We start from the raw sequence: 20,628 nt of genomic DNA, 5'->3' as shown, positions 1-20,628 counted from the left end.
CCGCACGTCCGATTCAATCGCTGGCGCGCGAGCGGTCGAACGGATCCGACGGCAGGCGAAGCTCCTCGAGCTTCGGGAGGTGTTTGAGGTTGTAGACCACTCGAAGCTCATCGGAGACGATCTCCGCCACACACGACAGCCGGATCCCGCGTTCCGTCATCTCGTCGGGGAGGACGTGGTTGACCGGAATGGACAGCTCCCCCTCGATCACCGCGACCGCGCAGTTCGCACAGGCCCCGCCACGGCAGGCGTAGGGCCACGCGAACCCGCGTTTCTCGGCTGCCTCGAGGAGGGTCTCGTCCGGCTCCGCGAGGAACCGCCCGTGATCGGCCGACGAGAGGTCGGCGTCGGCCGCCCGGTCGAAGAGGTTCTCGTCGTCGAGCGACCAGCCACGGTCCGCGAGCACCTCGTAATCGAGGTACTCGACCGTGGCACCGACGGGCTCGGATTCGCCGCCGTCGTCGTTGCCGTTCTCCCCGCCCGCTTGCGAGCCGGAACCCGAAGACGCTTTGCGGGATCGGTTCCCGTCGCTTCCGGACGATCCCTCTCCCGACTCGAGCAGGGACTCGTCGTCACCCTCGCCCGCGAGAACGGCCTCGTAGGCGGTCTTCACGTCCTGGAACGCCTCGGCCGACCCGCCGTGGTCGGGATGGGTCTCGAGCACTCGCCGCCTGTAGGCGCGTTCGATCTCCCCGTCGTCTGCGTCCGGATCGACCCCGAGCACCTCGTACGGGGAGGCCATGGATTCACTTGTCCGATCGGACCCAAAAGGCTTCCCAACACGGCGCGCCACGGCCCCACGACGTCGAACGTGCGCACTCGACATCGGCGTTGGGACGCGCGTTCGAGGCCGAAGGACGCACGTTAAGTGGTCTCCGACCCAGAATTTCACCATGGCAGACGCCACGGATCTCGAGGAACTCAAACGCGGAACCGAACTGGTAAAGCGTGGCTTCGCCCGGATGCAGAAGGGCGGCGTCATCATGGACGTCGTCACGCGCGAGCAGGCCCGCATCGCCGAGGACGCCGGCGCGGTCGCGGTGATGGCGCTCGAGGCGGTTCCCGCCGACATCCGGAAACGCGGCGGCGTCGCCCGGATGCCCGACCCCGAGAACGTGGTCTCGATCATCGACGAGGTCTCGATTCCGGTGATGGGCAAATCACGGATCGGCCACCGCAAGGAGGCGCAGATCCTCGAGTCGCTCGGCGTCGACATGATCGACGAGTCGGAGGTGCTCACGCCCGCCGACGACGAGTTCCACATCGACAAACGCGAGTTCACGGCCCCGTTCGTCTGCGGCGCTCGGAACCTCCCCGAGGCGCTTCGACGCATCAACGAGGGCGCCGCGATGATCCGCACCAAGGGCGAGGCCGGAACCGGCGACGTCAACCAGGCGGTCAAACACCAGCGCACCATGCAGCGACAGATCCGCGAGATCGCCGGCCTCGATCACGACGAGCGCGAGGCGTGGGCCCGCGAGCACGGCGCGCCCCGGGATCTGGTCCACGAGACGGCCGACGTGGGTCGGCTACCGGTCGTCAACTTCGCGGCCGGCGGGATCGCGACGCCCGCCGACGCCGCCTTGATGATGCACCACGGGTGTGACGGCATCTTCGTCGGCTCGGGGATCTTCGGCGCGGAGAACCCGACGGAGATGGGGACCGCCATCGTCGAGGCCGTGAACAACTGGGACGACGCCGACGAACTCGCCGAGATCGCCCGCGGCGCCGGAAGCGGCATGAAGGGTCGCTCCAACGACTCGCTCGAGGAGGAGGAGCGCCTGCAGGGTCGCGGCGTCTAAAGCGGATATCTTCTGACACGTCCCTCGCGTTCTTCCCGTTCGGTCACCTACAGGTCCTCCAGCACCGTCGTCAACGCGCTTGCGAGCTCCTCGAACCGGTCGATCCGCATCTCGTCCGTGGTCGCCCACACGCCGTGATCGCCGGCGATCACCCGGGTCAGGTACCCTCGCTCGAAGACCCGGATCGTGAACTGGTAGTCGTCGAGCTGGGTCCCCCTGTAGAGGGACTTCGAGTGAAAGCCCATCCGCTCGCGCTCCGCGAACCCGACGAGGTCGGCGCTCCGTTCCAAGTCACCGCGGAGGTAGATCTGCTCGACCGCGTCCTCGGTGAAGTACGTGAGGCTTCGAAGCTCGTCGCCGATCGCGGTTCGCGCCGCGCTCAACAGCTGATCCCGCAGTGGATCGGACAGCTCGTCGTCGCTCATACGGTAGCTCACAACAGGGCACACACCTAAATAATCCACCCCCGATTCTCGGGGATCGATACGGTCCGGGACGCCGACGGTACGTCCCGGATCAGACGATGGCCGCTCCGGGGATCAGACGATGGCCGCTCCGGGGATCAGACGATGGCCGCTCCGGGGATCAGACGATGGCCGCTCCGGGGATCAGACGATGGTCGCTCCGGGACCGATCCGCGTCTGGTAGGCGCGCGACTCGACGCCCGCGCCCGCGAAGGCGTCGACCATCGCGGCCGCGACGTGTCGCCTGTCGTCCATCTCGCAGGCGGCGAGGATCGCCGGGCCCGCGCCGCTCACCGTGACGCCGGTCGCGCCCGCCGCGAAGGCGGCCTCGCGGACGTCCTCGTAGCCGGTGATGAGGCGGGCGCGTTCTGGAGTCACCACCGAGTCGCACATCCCCGAGCCGACGAGGTCGGGATCGGAGCGACACATCCCGATCGTCAGCGTCGCGGCGTTGCCGACCGTCTCGACCACCTGATCCATGGAGGCGGTCTCGGGGACGACCCGGCGTGCGTCCCGCGTCGAGACCGCGACGTCGGGCAGACACGCCACGACCGGGATGTCCGTCTCGACCCCGTGGGTGGCCGTCGGAGTCGTGACGGTGAACCCGCCGACGATGGCCGGAGCGACGTTGTCGGCGTGAGCGACCCCGGAGACGACCGCCTCGCCCTCCGCGGCGATCGGAACGAGTTCCTCGCGGGTGTATCCGCGGTCGTACAGCTCGTTGAGCCCGACCGCCGCCGCCGCCGCGCTCGCCGCCGAGGACCCGAGTCCGGAAGCCGGACGAACCCCCTTGTCGATGTGGATGTGTGCGGGCGCGTCGAGCGCCTCGACGACGGCCCCGACGGTGTTCTTTTCGGGGTCCTCGGGGATGTACTGTGCGCCGACGCCGGTCACCTCGATGGAGGTGGTCTCCGCCTTCGAGACGGCGACGACGTCTGCCGGCCGGGCGAGCGCGGCACCGAAGGTATCGAACCCGCTTCCGAGGTTCGCGCTCGTCGCGGGTGCCCGTACCGTGATCATACCGTGGGGTTGCGGCGGTGGGCAAAAAAGGGGCTGGTTCCGCGATCGCCGCCGCCGAGTTCCGCCGGATCGACGGTCACCTGGCCGTGGTCCAAAGCAGCGGTGCGATGACGAGAAGCGCCAGCCCGAAGAAGATGAACGGCGCCGACATCGTCGTGAAGGGCGCGACCGCGAAGATCAGCCCGAACAGTGCGAGGTTGGCGGCGAGAACGCGCTGGCTCTTGAGCAGCAGGGCACCCACGGTCGTCACTGCGAACGCGACCAACAGGATGTGACCCAGGTGGTAGTCGAGCAGGAACCCGTCGATCAGAGATTGCAGCGGGATCATTCTCGTTTCACGGTCCGGCCGATTCGCGCATTAAAGTTCCGTTTTCGCGGACGCCGGGAACGCTCCGGGCCTCCGACCGGTTCGAGGCACCCGGTTCGACCACCGGCTCGAGGCGCCCCGTTCGACGATCTCAAAGCGACCGTTCGATGATCCCTTCGAGGTCCTCTCTCGTGACGCGGCGGGGATTCCCGACGAGGAGTCGCTGGAGCGCGTTCGACCGCTCGGCGAGGTGATCGACGTCGTCCGGTCCGATCCCGAGCGAGGACAAGCCGCCCTCGATCCCCACGTCGGCGGCCAGCTTCTCCACCGCGACGGCCGCCGCCTCGGCCGCCTCGTCGTCGCTCAGCCCGCTCGTGTCCTCCCCGAGGAGCTCCGCGATCTCGGCATAGCGGTCGAACGCGCTCGTCGCGTTGAACCGGATCACCTCGGGCAGCGTCAACGCGATGGTGACGCCGTGTGGCGTGTGGTGGACGGCCCCGGCCGCCATCGCGATGGCGTGGGTCGCTCCGAGCCCGGCGTTCGTGAACGCGGCCCCCGCCATCAAGCTTCCGAGGGACATGTTCCGTCGCGCCTCGACGTCCTCGCCGTTGTTCACCGCGTCACGGAGCCCGTCGCCGATGTGCTCGATCGCGGTTCTCGCGAGCTGGTCCGTGAGCACGGATCGGCCGTTGTAATCGGGACGATCCGTCCGGTCTTGCGGTGCGGGCTTCGCGTCGTACCGGCGGGTGACGTACGCCTCGATGGCGTGTGAGAGCGCGTCCATCCCCGAGGAGGCCGTCGGTCCCGGCGGGAGCGACACCGTCAGCCCCGGATCGACGAGCGCGACGTCGGGACGCTGGTGGCGGCTCGAGATCCCGACCTTGAGATCCTCCTCGGGCAGGGAGATGACCGAGACCGGCGACGTCTCCGATCCGGTTCCCGCCGTCGTCGGCAGACACGCGGTCGGGACTCCGGGTCCGGGAACGTCCCGTCCCCCGCCGGTCGGCGGCGCGACGTAATCCAGGATGTCGCCGCCGTGTTCGTGAACGACGCTCGTGGTCTTCGCGACGTCCATCGAGCTTCCGCCGCCGAGGCCGACGATGAAGTCCGGATCGACCGCCGCCGCCTCCTCGAGGGCACGGTCGAAGACCTCGACCGACGGTTCCGGTTCGACCTCGTCGAAGACCGTGTAGTCGTCCGGAGCGAGCGACTCGGTCGCCTCGTCGACGACTCCGGCCTCCGAGACGCCGGGATCCGTGACCACGAGGACCGAGTCCGCGTCGAATTCGCGGACGACTCCGCCGAGTTCCGCGGCCGCGCCGACCCCGAAGGTGACGTTCTTGGCCATCTCGAACTCCCAGACCGATTCGGACTCATACACCATGTACGGGACGGTGATCGGGTGGGCGACATAAATAGGTAAGCAGCTTTCAGATGACCGACGAGACCGATGACCGATCTCGAGAGCGCGGAGCGATCTCGGAATCGACGAACGAGCCTGAGAGGAGGACTGATCTCGAGGTCGACGAACGATCGACGATCCGGCTCCGAAATCGTCGATATCGAGGGACGAACGGGACGTTAGAGCGGGGCGAGACCACACGATCGCAGGACGGAAGCGAGGCGAATCGACGTCCTTCGATCGGCCGTTGACCGCCGAGAGAGGTGGTTCCTCGACCGTCGGGGCCACGGTAGGTCGCTCATAACAATACCGGCTCCCGGTCTACCCCCGATGTGGCCTCCATCCCGAGGCCACCACCGCACGATCGACGCGACCCGAGCGATCCGCGATCGTGTCCCCCCACCATTGCTGTGGCGACGTCCCCCCGTCGCCCCTTTTCGTCGATTCCAGGGAATGCCGATGCACGTGGTCGCCGAACGGCGGTTCACGTCGGCAGTCGACCGTCCCGTTCGAGGCCGGCGAGCACGACGAGCGTCGCGAGGAGGGCCACCGAGGCCGCGACGAAAACCGTGTCGTAGGCGTAGCCGCGCTCGATCAAACTTCCAAGAACCGACGAGCCGATCGACTGTGAGAGCATCCACACGGAGCTGAACACGGCGTAGGCGCTCGCCCGGGCGGAATCCGGAAGCGCGGTCAGGATGTAGGCGTCGGTCGCCGGGAACAGCGCGTGGATGACGAATCCGATGACCGCGGAGATCACCGCGAGGGCGACGAAGCCGTCGGCCGCGACCAACAACAGCAGGCAGCCGGCGAAGGACCCGACGATGGCGAGCAACAACGGGACCGACGGCAGTCGATCGACCAGCTCGCCGGCGATGAAGAACGCGGGGATGCCGGCCGCGAAGACGATCGTCAACATCGTCGAAGCCGCCGTCGGAGAGAGACCGCGCGACTGCATGTACAGCTCGTAGAAGTTGAACACGCCCTGCCAGACGAAGACGACGAGCCCGGCCAGCCCCAGCGCCGTGAGGATGATCCGCCACTCCGAGAGCGCCCCCGCGATCAGCGATCGATCCGCCTCGCCCGCGGCGGGCATCTCCGTCCGGCGGGCCTGAACGACGGCGTAGACGGTCACCACGGCGACGCCGACGGCGATCGTCCACAGCGCGTACCGCCAGTCGAACCACACCGCGACGGTGACGAGCGGCGCCGCGACCACGGCCGCGGACTGGGTCGCCGCACCGTGGATCCCGAGGATGCGGCCGACCGCCTCCGGGAACAGTTCGCTCAAAAGCGGGTTCGCCGAGACGAAATACACGCCGGAGGCGGTCCCCATGAGGAACGCCCCGAGCATGAGCTGACGCACGGTCGTCGCCGCGCCCGCGCCGGCCGCCGCCCCCGCGAGGATGGCTCCCGAGGCCAGGACGAGATGGTGTCGTGGGACGCGCGTGAGCAGCCACCCGGCCGGGAGTCGAAGGGCCGCGCTGCCGACCCACGTGAGCGTCACGATGAGGCCCGCGGTCGCCTCGCCGATGCCGAACTCGGCGATGAACACGTTCAAAAGCGGCGCGAACACGACTCTGGCGAGGTTGAGGAAGAAGACGAGCCCGCAAAGCGAACCGAATAGACGACGGCGACTCACGACGGCACTTTCGACCTGGGGGAGTCAAGTGTTGCGAACCCCCTCACGAGTTCCGGATCCTCTCTCGAGACGGTTGTCCGCTGTCGGGACTCGATCGATCCGCTCGCGATCGGCGATCGACCGGTCGGAACACGGAAGCCGGGACGAGCGTTTCCGAAAGACCGTCCGCAGTTCCGAGGTGGACCGCGTCGAAGAGGTTCAGTCGGTCGTATTTCCGTTGCAGCGCTCCGCCTGCGGCGACGTGGGACTCCCGCAGCGGCACGAGTTCGATCCCTTCGTCAGTCAGTGATTCGTTCACGCTGGTGACCCGCTCGCGGGTCCACTCGTCTTCCATCGCGTACTGGACCTCAATACAGGTCGAGACGGAGGTCTTCGGGTCGTCGATCGCGTCGAGATCGACCGCGGAGCTGAGCCGGTCGTCAGCTTTCAACACCGCGAGGACGACGTCGGTGTCAAGATACACGTTTGCGGTCCAATGATCCAGGACCGTAAACGGAGGTGAGTGATGCGGACTGTTGGACTGACCGAACCTCCGTTCTGCTACGAAATCGGGGGGTGCCTCCGCAACCCCCCGGAGAGCATGACATGCGATGACTCAATCCGCGTGTAGCTCCCTCAATTCCGTGCTTGCCTACCGATAATCCCATTGAATTTGTGAGTAGGCACCATGAGATCCTGACTCAAGGAGTAAAAAGATATGGCTGGTGTCGGAAGAGCCTCGATCCCGTCGCGCGATGTCTTTCGATCCGTTTCACGACTGGGGAGATCACTCGTCTCCCCAGCTCGTTGAGCGGCGTCGGCACGGACATCGCGTGTTCGACGTCGACGACGGTGCGCCCCTGATCGACCAGACGAAATAGGCGGTTGCCGAAGACAGTGTTCTGAACACCTCTGCCCCCAGACTCTTATATGGATTCGGGACCCATAGCAGACAAGAGAGTATCGTGAAGACAGAAACCATACCGCCTCTAGTCAACGCTCTTGAGGATATCTTCTTTGCGGTCAACGAATCCGGTTACATCGAACTCTGGAACCAAGCCGCTGCCGAGATCACCGGGTACACTAACGTGGAAGCGGGGACGATGACCCCCTCCGACTTCTTTGACCAACCGGATAGCGACCGCGTCACCGAAGCAATCAACGAGCTGTTCGAAACCGGTGACGCTGTTGTCGAAGTAGAGTTGGTGACGGCGGACGGCGACCGTATCCCTTACGAGTTCAGAGCGACGCGGCTCCCTGAAGACAGCCCCTATGCGTTCGCCGGAATTGGCCGTGATATCACCGAACGAAAGGCGGCCGAACGTGAGCGGAACGCGATCCTGAACCGGATGCGCGATGGCTTCTTGGCCGTCGATACCGACTGGCGGATCACCTACGCCAACGAGAAGGGAAAACAAGTGCTCGCCAACGCAATGGGGACCCCCCGCGAGGAAACGACGTTCGAGGGACTTCACCTGTGGGAGGAAATTCCCGATGCCGTCGACACGATCTTCTACGAGGAGTATCACCGGGCGATAGAGACTGACGAGGCCGTTTCGTTTGAGGAGTACTTCCCGCCGCTGGACGAGTGGTTCGACGTTCGGGCGTTCCCTGACGAAACCGGGCTCTCCATCTACTTTCGCGAAATCACCGAACAGCACCAACATCGCGCGGAACTCGAACACCGTGAACAGATACTCAAAGAGCTATACACGATTACTGCCGATCGCGACAGCACGTTCACCGAACAAATCCAACAGCTGCTCGCGCTCGGACGTGCAGAGTTCGGGACGGAGTACGGCTCGCTCTCGGAGATTCGAGGCGATGAGTACCTGTTCGAGATCGTCGCTGCCGACGACGACAGTCTCCAGGCGGGGGACACGGTACCGCTCGAAGCGACGAACTGTGAACGTGTGGCGACCCAGCGAGAGACCCTTGCATGGGGGAACATCGCGCAGGATGCGCCGGAGCAAACCGACCGCGCCGGCTACACCGACTGGGGCATCTCCTGTTATCTCGGGGCACCGGTGTACGATAACGATGGCGTGTACGGCACGTTCTGTTTCTACGGGAGGGACACGCGAGCCGATCAGTTCTCCGAGTGGGACATGACGCTCGTCGATTTGATGAGTCGCTGGGTGAGTTACGAACTCCAGCGCAAACAGGTAACTGCAGAACTCCAGCGACAGAACGAGCGCCTCGAGCAGTTCGCCGGCATCATCAGTCACGACCTCCGGAACCCGTTGAACGTCCTATCGGGTCGGCTCGAACTTGCCAAGGAGACCGGCGATGCGGAGGAGTTCGCCCACTGTTTCGACGCGGTCGAGCGGATGGAAGCACTCATCGACGACCTGCTCGCGCTGTCGAAGGCAGGCAAAGCGATCGGCGACGTTGAGCTCGTTATACTCGGGGAACTCGCGGAGTTGGCGTGGGAATCCGTGCCGACGGACAGCGCCACCCTCCAGATCATGGCCCACGACACGGTGCCAGCAGACGCCTCGCGGCTCCGGCAGTTGTTCGAGAACCTGTTCCGGAACGCCATTGAGCACGGTGAGGCGGATGTGACGGTCACCGTTGGCACACTTGAGCACGGGTTCTATGTCGAGGACGATGGGCCGGGGATCCCCGAGGATGACCGCGACAAGGTTTTCGAGAGCGGGCACTCGACGACTGCCGGAGCTGGCTTCGGGCTCGCGATCGTCGCGGATATCGTTGAGGCGCACGGCTGGGAGATCCGCGCCACGGAAAGTGAGTTGGGCGGCGCCCGGTTCGAAATCACGGGCATCGATTGAGCAATACGCACGAGCCACAACACGACTGGTTCAGTCGAATACTGACGCAAGGAATGTGATCGCTGTGCCACATCTCGGTATTCGGACCCCGTTTTGACTAGCGAACAGAACAACGAGTCGCTATCCGACCGTGTTACACGCGTCGCGAGGACGCGGCGGTGGTCTGCTCCTGCTGGTCGAGCTGGAACATGCGCTGGTCGACGAGCGCACCGAGTTCGAAGCGGTGCAGTATCCACACCCCGACACCGCTCGAGACGGTCACGACCACGAGATACCACGCGGCACGAACCGCGTGATCACTGCGGGAACGGAGATCGTCAGCGGTGGGTTCGTCGAACGAACTCACGGCGAACCACCACTGTTCGGGTTCTCGAGTTGGTCGGTGTGTGTCCCACGGTTCCGATTCGGTTGGTCAGCGGGATCGCCAATCGACGTCGCGTCCGGCGGCACTCCCGAGCTGGATGCGGGCTCGCGTATCGCAGGCGAGGCACCGATAGACACGACCCTCGTCGTCGCCGAAGGTTCGACGGAACGTGTCGGACACGTGAGTCCCGCAGTGTCGACACTCGTGGTCGGCGCTTGATCCGCGATCAAGACGGATCATGGCTGACACCTCCCGGTGTCGAGACTGGATGCTTCTCCAGTCACACGCACCGCAGTACAGCGTCGACCCGCGCCTGGTGAACACCTCAAACAACGCGAATAGAGAGGTACCTCAAATTCGTTATAATACCGAAATTGGATGGCTGGGGAGTCCCAGCCCACCAATTTCACCCGGATAGGTTCCGGGTTTTTTGCAGGTGGGCCAACACGGATTTGAACCGTGGACCTCCCGGTTATCAGCCGAGCGCTCAACCTGACTGAGCTATTGGCCCAGGCGAGCGCGTTCTCCGCTTGCGTTGGTAGGAGTTTAAGGGTTTCCCTTTCACATCGCACCGCAGTACGTCGATTATTGTCACCCGACGTCGGTCGATCGAAGCCGCCGATCGGTCGCGGTACTATCGACCCACGCCCTCATCGTCCGTCGCATCGCTATCGGTCGACCCCTCGTTCCTGGACGACTCCTCGTCCTCGGCCGACACCTCGTCGTCCACCGAGAAGTCGACATCGACGACGTCGTCGTCCGTGGACGCCTCTCTACGGGAGCCGCTCGCCGCTCCGCCGGATCCGGAACCCGATCCCGTTCCGTCGAATCCCCCGCCGGCTCCGAAGTCCGTGCCTCCAAATCCGGCAGCTCCGAATCCGTTTCCGTCGCCATCGCCGTTCGGAAAGCCGCCGATGTAGACGTTCCCCGAGGCGAATCCGCCCGTACGCCGCTCGAGGTAGGGGACGACGAGGAACCGCTTGACCCCTGCGCGGATCGGTACCCGTGTCGGGGGCAGCGCGAGCAGGAATCCGATCGCGTCGGTGACGAGCCCCGGCGTGAGGAGGAACGCGCCGGCGGCGATCAAAAACGCGCCGTCGAGAAGCTCGTCGGTCGGCGGGTCGCCCTGGGCGGCCTTGCGCTGGATCCGGGCAAGCGTGTGTCGCCCCTCGGCACGTACGAGCAGCATTCCGAGGATCGCCGTGAGCACGACGAGCGCGACCGTGATCTGCCACCCCAGCCGGTCCGCGACGACGACGAGAAACAACGCGTCCGCGAGCGGAATCACGAGGAGGAGCGCGAGCAGATAGCGAAGTCGCATACCCACGGTTTCAAAGCGGGCATTCATAGCCCTTTTCGTCACGGCTTTGTGGTCGCCCGCGGAGGAGACACGCATGGACCGCTCGGACCCGGCTCGCCCGCACGGAACGCCGACGGACCCGCCCGAGAGTGAGCCGTTGTCGCGGTGGGTCGCTCCCCTCCCCGAGCGGCTCGAGTCGTTCGCGCTGCGGTACGTGTGGGTGATCGTCGCGATAAACCTGGTCGGAACGGCCTTCGGGTTCTACTACTACCGGTTCCAGTTCCGGCAGATCGACGCGACGTGGTGGGCGTTCGTCCCCGACAGTCCCGCGGCGACGCTTCTCGTCGCGATCGCGTTGGCCGCGTGGGCCGTCGGCCGCCCCAACGACTACCTCTCCGCGCTGGCGTTCGTCGGGAACGTCAAACTCGGCCTGTGGACGCCCTACGTCCTCGTCGCCTTCGCCCCCGGGTTCCTCGAGTTGAACCCGGTCCCGATGTACCTCTTTTTATTCTTCAGCCACCTCGGGATGGTGGTCCAGGCGTTCGTCCTCCACCGGATCGCCGCGTTCCGCCTCCGGACCATCGCCGTCGCCGCCGCGTGGTACACCGTCGACCTCCTGTTCGACTACTTCGTCCCGCCGGGCGGACAGGTGACACACACCGCGTTGCCGTATGCGGGTTCGACGCCGTGGTTCACGACGACCGTGTTGCAGGTCGCGGCGGCGGGAGCGGTCGTGTTGACGATCGCTCCGGTCAGTTGGTTACTCCTCACGCGGCTGGAGAAGGTCCGGGCCGCGGCGATCGGCGCCAAGTGATCCGGGACTCGTCTCGTCTATCGATCGAGGGTTGCCTCGGTGTCGATCCCGTAGACCCGACGCGGCGTCTCGACGTGTGCGAGCCGGACGGCGTCCTCATAGCCCTCCTCCAACAGCCAGCGGACGCGCCGCGGTACGGTCTTCGGGCCGAGAACCGCGCCCGGGCGATCCGGGTCGTCGACGAAGTCCGTCTCCATCAGGAAGGGATCGCCGCGCTCGGCCGCCCGCTCGAGACGCTCGCGCTCGCTCATCACGCTCGGCGTCGGCCCGCGCAACCGCCCGGATGCGTAGTGTTTGACCACGCAGTGGGACTCGAGCCCGCACTCCGTTGCCCACTCGGCGAGTTCGCGCAGGTCCTCGCTCGCCTCGGTGTGCAGCTGGACGGCACAGTCGTGTTCGGCGCCGAGCGAGAAGGCGTGTCTCGTGACCTCGTTGGAGGTCTCCCACACGGCCTCCGTCACCTCGTAGTGCGGCCGTCCGGACTTCAACGCGAGCGCATCGCCGTCGGCCACGTACTCGGCGGCGACGGAGATCCCGCCGCACATCAACTCGCAAGCCTCCTTGGGCGTGAAGCCGCGGTCGTCGACGAGCCGACTGATCAGTCCGGGATGAACGCCCAGAACCGGCCAGGCTCGCCCCGGGAGAAGTTCGCTCGCCTCCGCGACGATCTCCAGCGTCTCCTCGAAGACCGCCCGGAAGTCGTCCGGCTCCTCGGGCTCGACGCCGAGGTGCCAGGAGGGCTTGTTGACCACGAGCAGGTGCGTCCCGCCGAGGTTCCGGAAGTCCTCGACGGCCGCCATCCCGCGACCGTGGCGCGGATCGAGGTGCAGGTGGTCGTCGAGCACGGGCGTCTCGAGCTGGGGTGCGGTCATCGACGACCGATCCGGGCGCGAGCCTGAAAGCGCCCCCGATCGGAGCCTGAAAGCGTCCGTGATCGACCCGTGGTACTTTGGTGTCTCCCACGAGTAACGGTTCCATGTCCGCGGACGAGGCACCCGACGATCGGCTCCGCGAGCGGGCGAAACGGTCCCGGCTGAAGTCGTGGTTGCTCTTCGAAGCTGACCGCTTGTTGGTCGCCGTACTCGTCTCGACGGCGGTGTTCGTCGTCCTGGTGGCGACCGGGTACCTGTATCCCGGAGCCAGGGAGGCGATCGGCGGCGGGGACTCCGTCGACACCCTCTTTCAGGGGTTCCTGACGGCGACGATCACCGGCGTCACGCTCGTCGTGACGTTGAATCAGCTGGTTCTCTCCCAGGAGTTCGGGGCGGTCGGGGACCAACGCGAACGCATGGAGGAAGCGATGCAGTTTCGCGAGGACGTCGCCGACGCCATCGAGGCGCCGGTGAGCCCGGTTCGACCGAGCCAGTTCCTGCGCGCGCTCGTCCAGGTGGCGGGAGAGCGTGCGTCGGAGTTCCGCGATGCGGTTCCGAGCGACGTCGACGACGACGTGGCGGAGGAAGTCGAGACCCTCACGGGAAGCCTCACGGAGAACGCAGAGCGCGTCTCAGGCGGCCTCGACGACGCGCGATTCGGCCGGTTCGAGGTGATCCTCTCCGCGTTGGATTTCAACTACTCATGGAAGATATTCACCGCCCGGCGCCTCAACGAACGGCACGGCGACTCGCTGACGGCCGAGAGTACCGAAGCCCTCGAGCGGTTGATCGAGGTGCTCCTGTTTTTCGGCCCCGCGCGCGAGCACTTCAAGACGCTGTACTTCCAGTGGGATCTCATCGTCCTCTCGCGTCGCATCCTCGCGGCGTCCCTCCCCGCGTTGCTCGTCTCGACGGGCATGATCCTGTTTTTCGACGCGGGCGCCTACGGGGTCGCGGTGTTCGACGTCGATACGCTCGTCCTCGTGGTGTCTGCCGCGGCGACCGTTGCCGTGGTTCCGTTCGTGATCCTCCTGGCATACGTCATGCGGATCGCAACGGTGACGAGACACACGCTCTCGATCGGCCCGTTTATTCTCCGGGAGACCGACGAGGTGAGCGAGGTCGAGTGGGACCGGTGAGGCGCCGGGTCGGCGGCGCGTCGGATCGGCGGTCCGTCGGGTCCAGCTTCGTGCGGACGGCTCCTCAGATCGACAATCTGACCGCTGCACGCTCGCGGTCGTCCCCGTTTCCATCGGCGTCGTCCTCGTCCCGATCGTCTCCGCTCCGACCGGCGTCGACGGCGATATCGAGAGTCGAAAACGCCTCGTGGAGGTGCTCGTAGGTCCGGTCGATCGCCTCGACGATCACCTTCGTCTCCCCGATCACGGGCATGAAGTTGGTGTCGCCCTCCCACCGCGGGACGACGTGCGTGTGGATGTGGTCGTCTATCGATCCTCCGGCCGCCGCGTCCCCGAGGTTCATCCCGGTGTTGACCCCGTCCGGGCCGATCGCGGCGTCCATGGCGTCGAGCGTGGCCGCCTTGAGTCGGCCGTGCTCGAGCATCGCCTCGTCGTCGAGGTCTCCCCACTCGCCGACGTGGTCGTAGGGAATGACCATGGCGTGGCCGGGATTGTAGGGGGCGTTGTTCAACAACACGAAGTTGTGGTCGCCGCGTGCGACGATCCACGACTCCACGTCGTCGTCGCGTTCGGGCAGCACGCAAAACGGGCAGCCGTCGACCGGGTCCTCGTCCCGCTCGACCCACTCGATGCGCCAGGGCGCGTAGATCCGGTCCATACCGTCGGTGGCGTCGCAACGTCCTTGAATCCGGGCGATTCGCCCCCGATCGATGCCGCGGGGCGAGGCTTTATCGGATCCTCTTGAGTAGCCCCAACCCATGGCGTCGCACGCCACCGATCCGGATGCGGTTCGCGAGCCCTGCGACGACTGCGGGGAGCGGACGGTACATCGAGTACGCGTGGAGATCCGGACCGAAAGCGAAAAGGCCGAGAACGCGCGCTTCTCGCGGGAACCCTACCGGATCGCGGTCTGTCGACGCTGCGGAGCCGAGACCGCGACGCGGATGAACGACGAGTGACGATTCGACCGAGCGGCTCGGCGATCGGGCGGTCGAAGGGGCGATCCGGACGATCGACCGATCGTGAAGCCGAGCAAACCCAAGGCCGGCCGATGGTCGGTCAGTCGAACCCGTGGATCCCGGCGGTCGTCACCTCGACGCCCTCGTCGGTGACGAGCAGCGTGTGTTCGGCCTGACTCACGAGCTGGCCGGCGTCCTCCTTCAACACGGGATAGCCCTTGATCACGTCCTGTCGTTTGAGCCGACGCAGCGCCATCTCCGAGCCGTCCATCTCGAGCCATCGGGCCGCGAACGGAAGCCCGTCGAACTCCTCTATCGCGGAGAGCGCCTCGCGGGCGCGACGGTCGCGAACGCTTCGCTCGCGCTCGAGTTCGAAGATCTCCTCGGTGGTCCCCTCGCCGACCTTGCCGCGCCCGTCGGTCGCGAACGGCTCGATCGCGACCGCCTGTCCGGGCTCGAGCGTGACCGACCGGTCGACGCCGCGGTTCGGAACGTTCGGGCCCGTGTGGGCGTCGTAGCGCTCGACGCCGTGGCCCGAGAGGTTGAGGATCGGGGTGTAGCCGTACCCGCGGATCACGTCCTCTATCGCCCCGCCGACCTCGCCGACCGGCACGCCGGGACCGGCCTCGTCGATCGCGGCCTCCAGCGCCATCTCGGAGGCCTCGACGAGCTCGTCGGACCCCGAGAAGTCCACCGTCACCGCCGCGTCGGCGATGTAGCCGTCGACGTGCACGCCGACGTCGAGACAGACCATGTCCGTCTCGCCGAAGGTCTCCTCGCCGCTCCCGTCGGGCGTCGCGTGTGAGGCCTCCTCGTCGACGCTGATGTTCACCGGAAACGCGAGGCCGGCGCCCGACTCGCGGACGTGATCTTCGGCCCACTCCGCGACCTCCAGGTGTGTCACACCCGGCTCGATCATCTCGCGGGCCTCGTTCATCGTCTCCGTGAGGATTCGACCGGCCTCTCTGTAGCTCTCGAGTACGTCGTCGTCGAACGGCTCCTCGCTCATGGGGACGGGTTCGCGCAGCGACCGGAAAGAGGTTGCGGGAAACGGTTCGAGGTCTAGATCGTGAACAGCTCGCGCGGGAAGTCGGCGAGCGGCTCCGCGCCGGTCGCGGTCACGCGGAACGTCTCGCTGAGTTCGACGCCGAACTCGTCCTCCCAGATGCCGGGTATCATGTGGAAGGTCATGTCCTCCTCGAGCACCGTCTCGTCGCCGGGACGGATGCTCGCGGTGTGTTCGCCCCAGTCCGGCGGGTAGCCGAGCCCCATCGAGTAGCCGATCCGGTCCTCCTTCTCGAGCCCGTACTCGGCGATCGTCTCACGCCAGGCCGTCTCGACGGTCTCGCAGGTGACCCCCGGTTCGGCGGCGTCGAGCGCGGCCTCGATCCCCTCGACAACGACATCCGCGGTCCGTTGGATCTCCGTCGGCGGATCGCCGATGAAGGCCGTTCGGGCCAGCGGCGAGTGGTAGCGGTGGCGACATCCCGATAGCTCGATGAGTACGAGTTCTCCCTGCTGGAAGGGCCGGTCGGTCCAGGTGAGATGCGGCGTCCCGGTGTGGTCGCCCGAGGGCATCAGGGGGACGATGGCCGGGTAGTCGCCGCCGTACTCGTCGGTGCCCCGGATCAGCCGGTCGTAGATCGCGGCGGCGGCCTCGTACTCGGGGACGCCCGCGTCGATCGCGTCGATCCCCGCGAGCATGGCCTCCTCGGAGATGCGTGCGGCCTCGCGCATGTACTCGATCTCTCGCTCGGACTTGCGGATCCGGATCCACCCGACGAGCAGCGTCGCGTCCTCGAAGTCCGCCTCGGGGAGGTTCGCGTCCAGGCGCGTGTAGGACTTGGCGGTGAAGTAGGAGGCGTCCATCTCCAGGCCGATCCGACCGTCGGCGACGCCGAGATCCTCCAGAACGCCGGCCAGGTAGTCCATCGGGTGGAGGTCGTGTGGCGAGTGGACGTGGTCGTCGCTGTAGGCGCGAATGCTGTCCTCGCCGAGCCAGGTCGTCGCGCGCGCGCGCCGTTTCGGTCCATGTCCCGGCCGACCCACACCGGCTCGTCGCGCTCGCGGGTGACGACGACCGCCTGGTGGACGTAAAACGACCAGCCGTCGTAGCCCGTGAGGTAGTTCATGTTCGCCGGGTCGGCGACGACGATCGCGTCCAGCCCCTCCTCGGCCAACCGCCGTTTCGTCCGCTCCAGGCGTCGTTCGTACTCGGAATCCGGAAAGAGGTTTCGCGACATGATAACGGGTCTCGCATCGAGGAACGAACGGACGCTCTAAAAGTATTTCGTGTATACTGGGAACGATTACTGTGTATATCGTCGGGCGCCCCGGTGAGCCGATCTCGAGGAGCCCGTCCCCGCGATACCGGGGAATATCGGCGCCGCAATATCGGGAAAAGCCCGGCTCCACGAGCTTCCCGGTGTCCCCGGAAAATCGGGGAATTCCGGGCGCTCGAGGACCGATCTACGACAGTTCGTCGATGTTCTCGACGACGGCCTCGGCGAACTCGCTCGTCGCGAGCTTCTCGCCGCCCTCGATCTGTCGGTGGAGGTCGTAGGTGACCTTGCCCGAGGAGATGGTCTCCTCGACGGCGTCGCGAACGAGGTCGGCGGCGTCGCTCCAGCCGAGGTAATCGAGCATCTCGCGGCCGGAAAGGATCATCGCGGTCGGGTTGACCTTGTCCTCGCCGGCGTACTTGGGCGCGGAGCCGTGAACCGGCTCGGCCAGCGCGCGGCCGTGGCCGTAGTTGACGCCGGGCGCGATCCCGAGGCCGCCGATCTGGGCGCCGGCGGCGTCGGACATGTAGTCGCCGTTGAGGTTCATCGTCGCGATGACGGAGTACTCGTCCGTCCGCGTGAGGAGCTGCTGGAGCATGTTGTCGGCGATGCGATCGTTAACGACGACCGTTCCCTCGGGCTGGTCGCCGTCGTATTCGTCCCACAGCTCGTCCTCGGTGATGACGTCCTCGCCGTACTCCTCCTCGGCCACCTCGTAGCCCCAGTCGCGGAAGGCGCCCTCGGTGAACTTCATGATGTTGCCCTTGTGGACGAGGGTGACCGAGTCGCGATCGTTCGCGACCGCGTAGTCGATCGCCTCGCGGACGAGCCGCTTCGAGCCGAACTCCGAGATGGGTTTGACGCCGATCCCGACGGGACCGTCGTGGATGACGTCGGAGACGTCCATGTCGTCCTCGAGGAACTCGCGTACCGCCTCGACGTCGTCGGTGCCGGCCTCCCACTCGATGCCGGCGTAGACGTCCTCGGTGTTCTCCCGGAAGGTGATCATGTCCATCTCCTCGGGGTTCTTCACCGGCGAGGGAACGCCGTCGATGTGGTAGGTCGGACGGACGTTCGCGTAGAGATCGAGGGTCTGTCGAAGGGCAACGTTGAGCGATCGGAACCCGGCTCCGACGGGCGTCGTGAGCGGGCCCTTGATCGCGACCCGATGGGTTCGGATCGCGTCGACGGTGTCCTGCGGGAGGTTCTCGTCGTACTTCTCGCGTGCGGCGGCGCCGGCGTAGACGCGCATCCAGGCGATCGACCGGCCGGTCGCCTCGGCGGCCGCGTCGAGCACCTTCTGTGCGGCCGGACCGACGTCGGTGCCGATCCCGTCGCCGTGAATGATCGGGACGATGGGGTTCGAGGGGACGTCGATCTCGCCCGTCTCCTCGTCGGCGAGCGTGATCGCTTCGCCGTCCTCGGGAACTTCGACCTTGTCGTAGCTCATAAACGGTGAGGTTTTCCTCGACCACCCTAAAGTGCCTACCGCTTTCCTCGCGAGCCCGAGATCGACCGAATACGCCCGGATACGGACGATCCGCGATCGGACCGGGGGTTCCGTGGTCCTCCGCGAGCCGATCGACGATCCGGCGTCCGGCTCCCCGCGACCGCCGGTGACGACGACGTCCATGCGCGTCCTCCGGTGGACGCCGCCACAGTGTCGCGATGATCGGTTCCGGTCCCGACGGGTCGGTCGCGAGGGCCGTACCGTCCCTACGTTCCGCTCAGTACCCCTGTGCGTTGCCGTCCTTTCGCGGCTCGGTCGCCGCCGACAGCACCCCGTCCGCCTCGCGAACGATCTGTGCGCCGCCGAAGTGTCCGGCCTCCATGGTCCGGACGCGGTGACCCCGTCGGGAGAGCTTGGCGGACAGGTCGTCCGGGAAGTGGGGTTCGACCGCCAGCTCGCCGGACTCGCGGTAGCGCCACCGCGGCTCGTCGAGCGCGCGCTGGATCGGCATGTCGTAGTCGACGACGTTCGCGATCACCTGGAGGTGGCCCTGCGGCTGCATGTACCCCCCCATCACGCCGAAGGCGGCCCAGTCGTCTGCGTCGAACCGTGCCACCGCCGGAACCAGGGTGTGGAAGGGGCGCTTTCCGGGCTCGAGCGCGTTCGGGTGGTCCGGATCGAGCGAGAACGAGGATCCCCGGTTCTGGAGCGCGATTCCGGTGTCGCCGGCGACCACTCCGGAGCCGAACCCGGCGAACCGCGAGTTGATGTAGGAGACGAGGTTGCCCTCCCCGTCGGCGACGGTCAGGAGGACGGTGTCGGCGTCCTCGGCGTTCGCGTTCGGCACGCCGAACCCCACGTCGTGGTTCGCCCCCTCGCCGACCTCGCGAGCACGCCTTCGGGCCCAGGACTTCGAGCCGATCGGCGGGTGGTCCTCGTAGTCGGGGTCGGTGATGTAGCGGTGGCCGTCGTGGAACGCGAGCTTCATCGCCTCCGCGAGCCGGTGGACGCGTTCGACGGAGCCGTGTGGGTGCTCGCCCGCCCCCAACTCCTCCGCGACGTTCAACGCCTCGAGCGCGATGAGCCCCTGGTTGTTCGGCGGCAGCTCGTACACCTCGGCGCCGTTGTAGGTCGTAGAGACCGGGTCCGGCCACTCGACCTCGAACGATCGCAGGTCCGAGACGGAGAGGAACCCGCCGCGGGCCTGCACCTCGGTCGCGATCGCCTCGGCGATCTCGCCGTCGTAGACGACGTCCGCGCCCTCCTTTGCGATCCGTCGAAGCGACTCGCCGAGCCGCGGCAGCGTGACCACCTGGCCCGTCTCCGGCGCGGCTCCGTCGAACAGGAAGGCCTCGCGGGCGTGGTCGGTCTCGAACACCTCCTCGCCGTGTCGCCACTGCTCGGCGACGACCTCCGAGACCGGGTACCCCTCGGTCGCGTAGCGGATCGCGGGCTGAAGCAGCTCCGCGAGGGACTTGCGCCCGAGCTTCTCGGCGGTCGCCTCCCAGCCGCGGGCGGTGCCCGGGACGGTGATCGCGTACGGCCCCCGGTGGGGCATCTCGACGTCGTCGGGATCGACCGCTCCGTCCGACTCGCCGCCTTCGGCCTCCCGATCGGCGGCCACCGCCGACCGGACGGCGTCGATCGTCGCACCCTCGGGCGCCCCGCCGCACGCCCGCATCGCGCCGACCTCGCCGTCCGCGGTCCGGTAGAGCGCGAACACGTCCCCGCCGAGCCCCGTGGAGGTCGGCTCGACGACGTTCAACGCCGCCGCGGTCGAGACGGCCGCGTCGAAGGCGTTGCCCCCGTCCCGGAGCGTCTCGATGCCGGCCTGTGCGGCCAGCGGCTGGCTCGTGGCGACGACGCCCCGCGATCCGTACACCGTCGATCGGCGCGAAGTGAAACGATCGAGGTCGGGTTCCATACCCGGCGATCGGGGGCCGGAACCAAGAATCCCACAGATCCGCGAGGGTGCCCGTCGGTCCTCCACGTTCGCGTGTCGGCCACCACGTCCGCCAGTCGCCCCACGATCGTCGACCA

General features: G+C 66.6%; 20 protein-coding genes, 1 tRNA gene and 1 pseudogene. 5 read left to right on the top strand and 17 right to left on the bottom strand.

Annotated features, from left to right (window positions below; all coding sequences use genetic code 11):
- Window positions 1–13: 13 nt before the first annotated feature.
- Window positions 14–742 (bottom strand): ferredoxin Fer, encoded by a 729-nt coding sequence (fer, locus tag ACZ5YD_RS14770; protein ID WP_379740563.1) that lies wholly within the window; start codon window positions 740–742, stop codon window positions 14–16.
- Between the two features lie 151 nt (window positions 743–893).
- Between fer and pdxS the strand changes: the two genes are divergently transcribed.
- Complete coding sequence (pdxS, locus tag ACZ5YD_RS14765) at window positions 894–1,802, top strand: pyridoxal 5'-phosphate synthase lyase subunit PdxS (RefSeq protein WP_379740566.1); 909 nt, start codon at window positions 894–896, stop codon at window positions 1,800–1,802.
- A 47-nt stretch (window positions 1,803–1,849) separates the two neighbouring features.
- On the opposite strand, the gene ACZ5YD_RS14760 is transcribed toward pdxS, so the two are convergent.
- The 6 genes from ACZ5YD_RS14760 to ACZ5YD_RS14735 all read right to left on the bottom strand — a co-directional run bounded on the left by ACZ5YD_RS14760 (window position 1,850) and on the right by ACZ5YD_RS14735 (window position 7,100).
- Window positions 1,850–2,227, bottom strand: a complete 378-nt coding sequence (locus tag ACZ5YD_RS14760) for a DUF7522 family protein (RefSeq protein WP_379740569.1) — start codon at window positions 2,225–2,227, stop codon at window positions 1,850–1,852.
- Between the two features lie 183 nt (window positions 2,228–2,410).
- Window positions 2,411–3,286, bottom strand: a complete 876-nt coding sequence (locus ACZ5YD_RS14755) for a homoserine kinase (RefSeq protein WP_379740571.1) — start codon at window positions 3,284–3,286, stop codon at window positions 2,411–2,413.
- 76 nt (window positions 3,287–3,362) lie between these two features.
- Entirely contained in the window at window positions 3,363–3,614 is a 252-nt protein-coding gene (locus ACZ5YD_RS14750) for a hypothetical protein (RefSeq protein WP_379740574.1), read from the bottom strand.
- A gap of 130 nt (window positions 3,615–3,744) precedes the next feature.
- On the bottom strand, window positions 3,745–4,977 hold the full coding sequence (locus ACZ5YD_RS14745; protein ID WP_379740577.1) for a hydroxyacid-oxoacid transhydrogenase: 1,233 nt from the start codon (window positions 4,975–4,977) through the stop codon (window positions 3,745–3,747).
- A gap of 502 nt (window positions 4,978–5,479) precedes the next feature.
- Complete coding sequence (locus ACZ5YD_RS14740) at window positions 5,480–6,637, bottom strand: MFS transporter (RefSeq protein ID WP_379740580.1); 1,158 nt, start codon at window positions 6,635–6,637, stop codon at window positions 5,480–5,482.
- A gap of 43 nt (window positions 6,638–6,680) precedes the next feature.
- Complete coding sequence (locus tag ACZ5YD_RS14735) at window positions 6,681–7,100, bottom strand: PIN domain-containing protein (protein WP_379740583.1); 420 nt, start codon at window positions 7,098–7,100, stop codon at window positions 6,681–6,683.
- A 481-nt stretch (window positions 7,101–7,581) separates the two neighbouring features.
- On the opposite strand from ACZ5YD_RS14735, the gene ACZ5YD_RS14730 reads away from it, so the two are divergent.
- A complete protein-coding gene (locus ACZ5YD_RS14730; RefSeq protein WP_379740586.1) occupies window positions 7,582–9,408 on the top strand; it encodes a sensor histidine kinase in 1,827 nt (608 codons plus the stop codon).
- A gap of 133 nt (window positions 9,409–9,541) precedes the next feature.
- On the opposite strand, the gene ACZ5YD_RS14725 is transcribed toward ACZ5YD_RS14730, so the two are convergent.
- From ACZ5YD_RS14725 to ACZ5YD_RS14710, 4 genes are all read right to left on the bottom strand, one after another.
- Window positions 9,542–9,754: a hypothetical protein gene (locus ACZ5YD_RS14725; RefSeq protein WP_379740589.1), complete on the bottom strand. Its 213-nt coding sequence runs from the start codon at window positions 9,752–9,754 to the stop codon at window positions 9,542–9,544.
- A gap of 66 nt (window positions 9,755–9,820) precedes the next feature.
- Window positions 9,821–10,012 carry a DUF7563 family protein gene (locus ACZ5YD_RS14720; RefSeq protein WP_464384453.1) on the bottom strand — a complete coding sequence of 64 codons (192 nt, stop codon included), beginning with the start codon at window positions 10,010–10,012 and terminating at the stop codon, window positions 9,821–9,823.
- A gap of 197 nt (window positions 10,013–10,209) precedes the next feature.
- Window positions 10,210–10,283 (bottom strand) — tRNA-Ile (locus ACZ5YD_RS14715).
- Window positions 10,284–10,406: 123 nt separating this feature from the next.
- Window positions 10,407–11,093 carry an FxsA family protein gene (locus ACZ5YD_RS14710; protein WP_379740592.1) on the bottom strand — a complete coding sequence of 229 codons (687 nt, stop codon included), beginning with the start codon at window positions 11,091–11,093 and terminating at the stop codon, window positions 10,407–10,409.
- Window positions 11,094–11,166: 73 nt separating this feature from the next.
- On the opposite strand from ACZ5YD_RS14710, the gene ACZ5YD_RS14705 reads away from it, so the two are divergent.
- Window positions 11,167–11,886 (top strand): DUF1405 domain-containing protein, encoded by a 720-nt coding sequence (locus ACZ5YD_RS14705; protein ID WP_379740596.1) that lies wholly within the window; start codon window positions 11,167–11,169, stop codon window positions 11,884–11,886.
- Window positions 11,887–11,903: 17 nt separating this feature from the next.
- On the opposite strand, the gene ACZ5YD_RS14700 is transcribed toward ACZ5YD_RS14705, so the two are convergent.
- Window positions 11,904–12,758, bottom strand: a complete 855-nt coding sequence (locus tag ACZ5YD_RS14700; protein ID WP_379740599.1) for a TatD family hydrolase — start codon at window positions 12,756–12,758, stop codon at window positions 11,904–11,906.
- A gap of 104 nt (window positions 12,759–12,862) precedes the next feature.
- Between ACZ5YD_RS14700 and ACZ5YD_RS14695 the strand changes: the two genes are divergently transcribed.
- Complete coding sequence (locus ACZ5YD_RS14695; protein WP_379740602.1) at window positions 12,863–13,897, top strand: DUF7972 family membrane protein; 1,035 nt, start codon at window positions 12,863–12,865, stop codon at window positions 13,895–13,897.
- A gap of 64 nt (window positions 13,898–13,961) precedes the next feature.
- Here ACZ5YD_RS14695 and ACZ5YD_RS14690 read toward each other — a convergent pair whose 3' ends face one another.
- Window positions 13,962–14,555: an HIT family protein gene (locus ACZ5YD_RS14690; protein ID WP_379740605.1), complete on the bottom strand. Its 594-nt coding sequence runs from the start codon at window positions 14,553–14,555 to the stop codon at window positions 13,962–13,964.
- A gap of 100 nt (window positions 14,556–14,655) precedes the next feature.
- Here ACZ5YD_RS14690 and ACZ5YD_RS14685 point away from each other — a divergent pair, with 100 nt between their 5' ends.
- The gene (locus ACZ5YD_RS14685; protein WP_379740608.1) at window positions 14,656–14,856 is read left to right on the top strand and encodes a DUF7835 family putative zinc beta-ribbon protein; all 201 of its coding nucleotides are present in this window, start codon (window positions 14,656–14,658) and stop codon (window positions 14,854–14,856) included.
- A 100-nt stretch (window positions 14,857–14,956) separates the two neighbouring features.
- Here ACZ5YD_RS14685 and map read toward each other — a convergent pair whose 3' ends face one another.
- From map to ggt, 4 genes and pseudogenes are all read right to left on the bottom strand, one after another.
- The gene (gene map / locus ACZ5YD_RS14680) at window positions 14,957–15,865 is read right to left on the bottom strand and encodes a type II methionyl aminopeptidase (protein ID WP_379740611.1); all 909 of its coding nucleotides are present in this window, start codon (window positions 15,863–15,865) and stop codon (window positions 14,957–14,959) included.
- A 53-nt stretch (window positions 15,866–15,918) separates the two neighbouring features.
- Window positions 15,919–17,099 (bottom strand): annotated as a pseudogene (locus ACZ5YD_RS14675) (M24 family metallopeptidase).
- Between the two features lie 226 nt (window positions 17,100–17,325).
- On the bottom strand, window positions 17,326–18,588 hold the full coding sequence (gene icd, locus ACZ5YD_RS14670) for an isocitrate dehydrogenase (NADP(+)) (protein WP_379740614.1): 1,263 nt from the start codon (window positions 18,586–18,588) through the stop codon (window positions 17,326–17,328).
- Between the two features lie 277 nt (window positions 18,589–18,865).
- Window positions 18,866–20,512, bottom strand: a complete 1,647-nt coding sequence (gene ggt, locus ACZ5YD_RS14665) for a gamma-glutamyltransferase (protein ID WP_379740617.1) — start codon at window positions 20,510–20,512, stop codon at window positions 18,866–18,868.
- Window positions 20,513–20,628 lie beyond the last annotated feature (116 nt).

Source organism: Halopenitus salinus, assembly GCF_055397165.1.
This window is presented reverse-complemented; position numbering and strand designations above follow the sequence as displayed.

Coding starts and splice junctions, on each gene's coding strand:
- ACZ5YD_RS14700 (WP_379740599.1), bottom strand. CDS start 12,758: ATGACCGCACCCCAGCTCGAGACGCCCGTGCTCGACGACCACCTGCAC.
- ACZ5YD_RS14750 (WP_379740574.1), bottom strand. CDS start 3,614: ATGATCCCGCTGCAATCTCTGATCGACGGGTTCCTGCTCGACTACCAC.
- ACZ5YD_RS14755 (WP_379740571.1), bottom strand. CDS start 3,286: ATGATCACGGTACGGGCACCCGCGACGAGCGCGAACCTCGGAAGCGGG.
- ACZ5YD_RS14760 (WP_379740569.1), bottom strand. CDS start 2,227: ATGAGCGACGACGAGCTGTCCGATCCACTGCGGGATCAGCTGTTGAGC.
- fer (WP_379740563.1), bottom strand. CDS start 742: ATGGCCTCCCCGTACGAGGTGCTCGGGGTCGATCCGGACGCAGACGAC.
- pdxS (WP_379740566.1), top strand. CDS start 894: ATGGCAGACGCCACGGATCTCGAGGAACTCAAACGCGGAACCGAACTG.
- ACZ5YD_RS14705 (WP_379740596.1), top strand. CDS start 11,167: ATGGACCGCTCGGACCCGGCTCGCCCGCACGGAACGCCGACGGACCCG.
- ACZ5YD_RS14745 (WP_379740577.1), bottom strand. CDS start 4,977: ATGGTGTATGAGTCCGAATCGGTCTGGGAGTTCGAGATGGCCAAGAAC.
- map (WP_379740611.1), bottom strand. CDS start 15,865: ATGAGCGAGGAGCCGTTCGACGACGACGTACTCGAGAGCTACAGAGAG.
- ACZ5YD_RS14690 (WP_379740605.1), bottom strand. CDS start 14,555: ATGGACCGGATCTACGCGCCCTGGCGCATCGAGTGGGTCGAGCGGGAC.
- ACZ5YD_RS14695 (WP_379740602.1), top strand. CDS start 12,863: ATGTCCGCGGACGAGGCACCCGACGATCGGCTCCGCGAGCGGGCGAAA.
- icd (WP_379740614.1), bottom strand. CDS start 18,588: ATGAGCTACGACAAGGTCGAAGTTCCCGAGGACGGCGAAGCGATCACG.
- ggt (WP_379740617.1), bottom strand. CDS start 20,512: ATGGAACCCGACCTCGATCGTTTCACTTCGCGCCGATCGACGGTGTAC.
- ACZ5YD_RS14710 (WP_379740592.1), bottom strand. CDS start 11,093: ATGCGACTTCGCTATCTGCTCGCGCTCCTCCTCGTGATTCCGCTCGCG.
- ACZ5YD_RS14720 (WP_464384453.1), bottom strand. CDS start 10,012: ATGATCCGTCTTGATCGCGGATCAAGCGCCGACCACGAGTGTCGACAC.
- ACZ5YD_RS14685 (WP_379740608.1), top strand. CDS start 14,656: ATGGCGTCGCACGCCACCGATCCGGATGCGGTTCGCGAGCCCTGCGAC.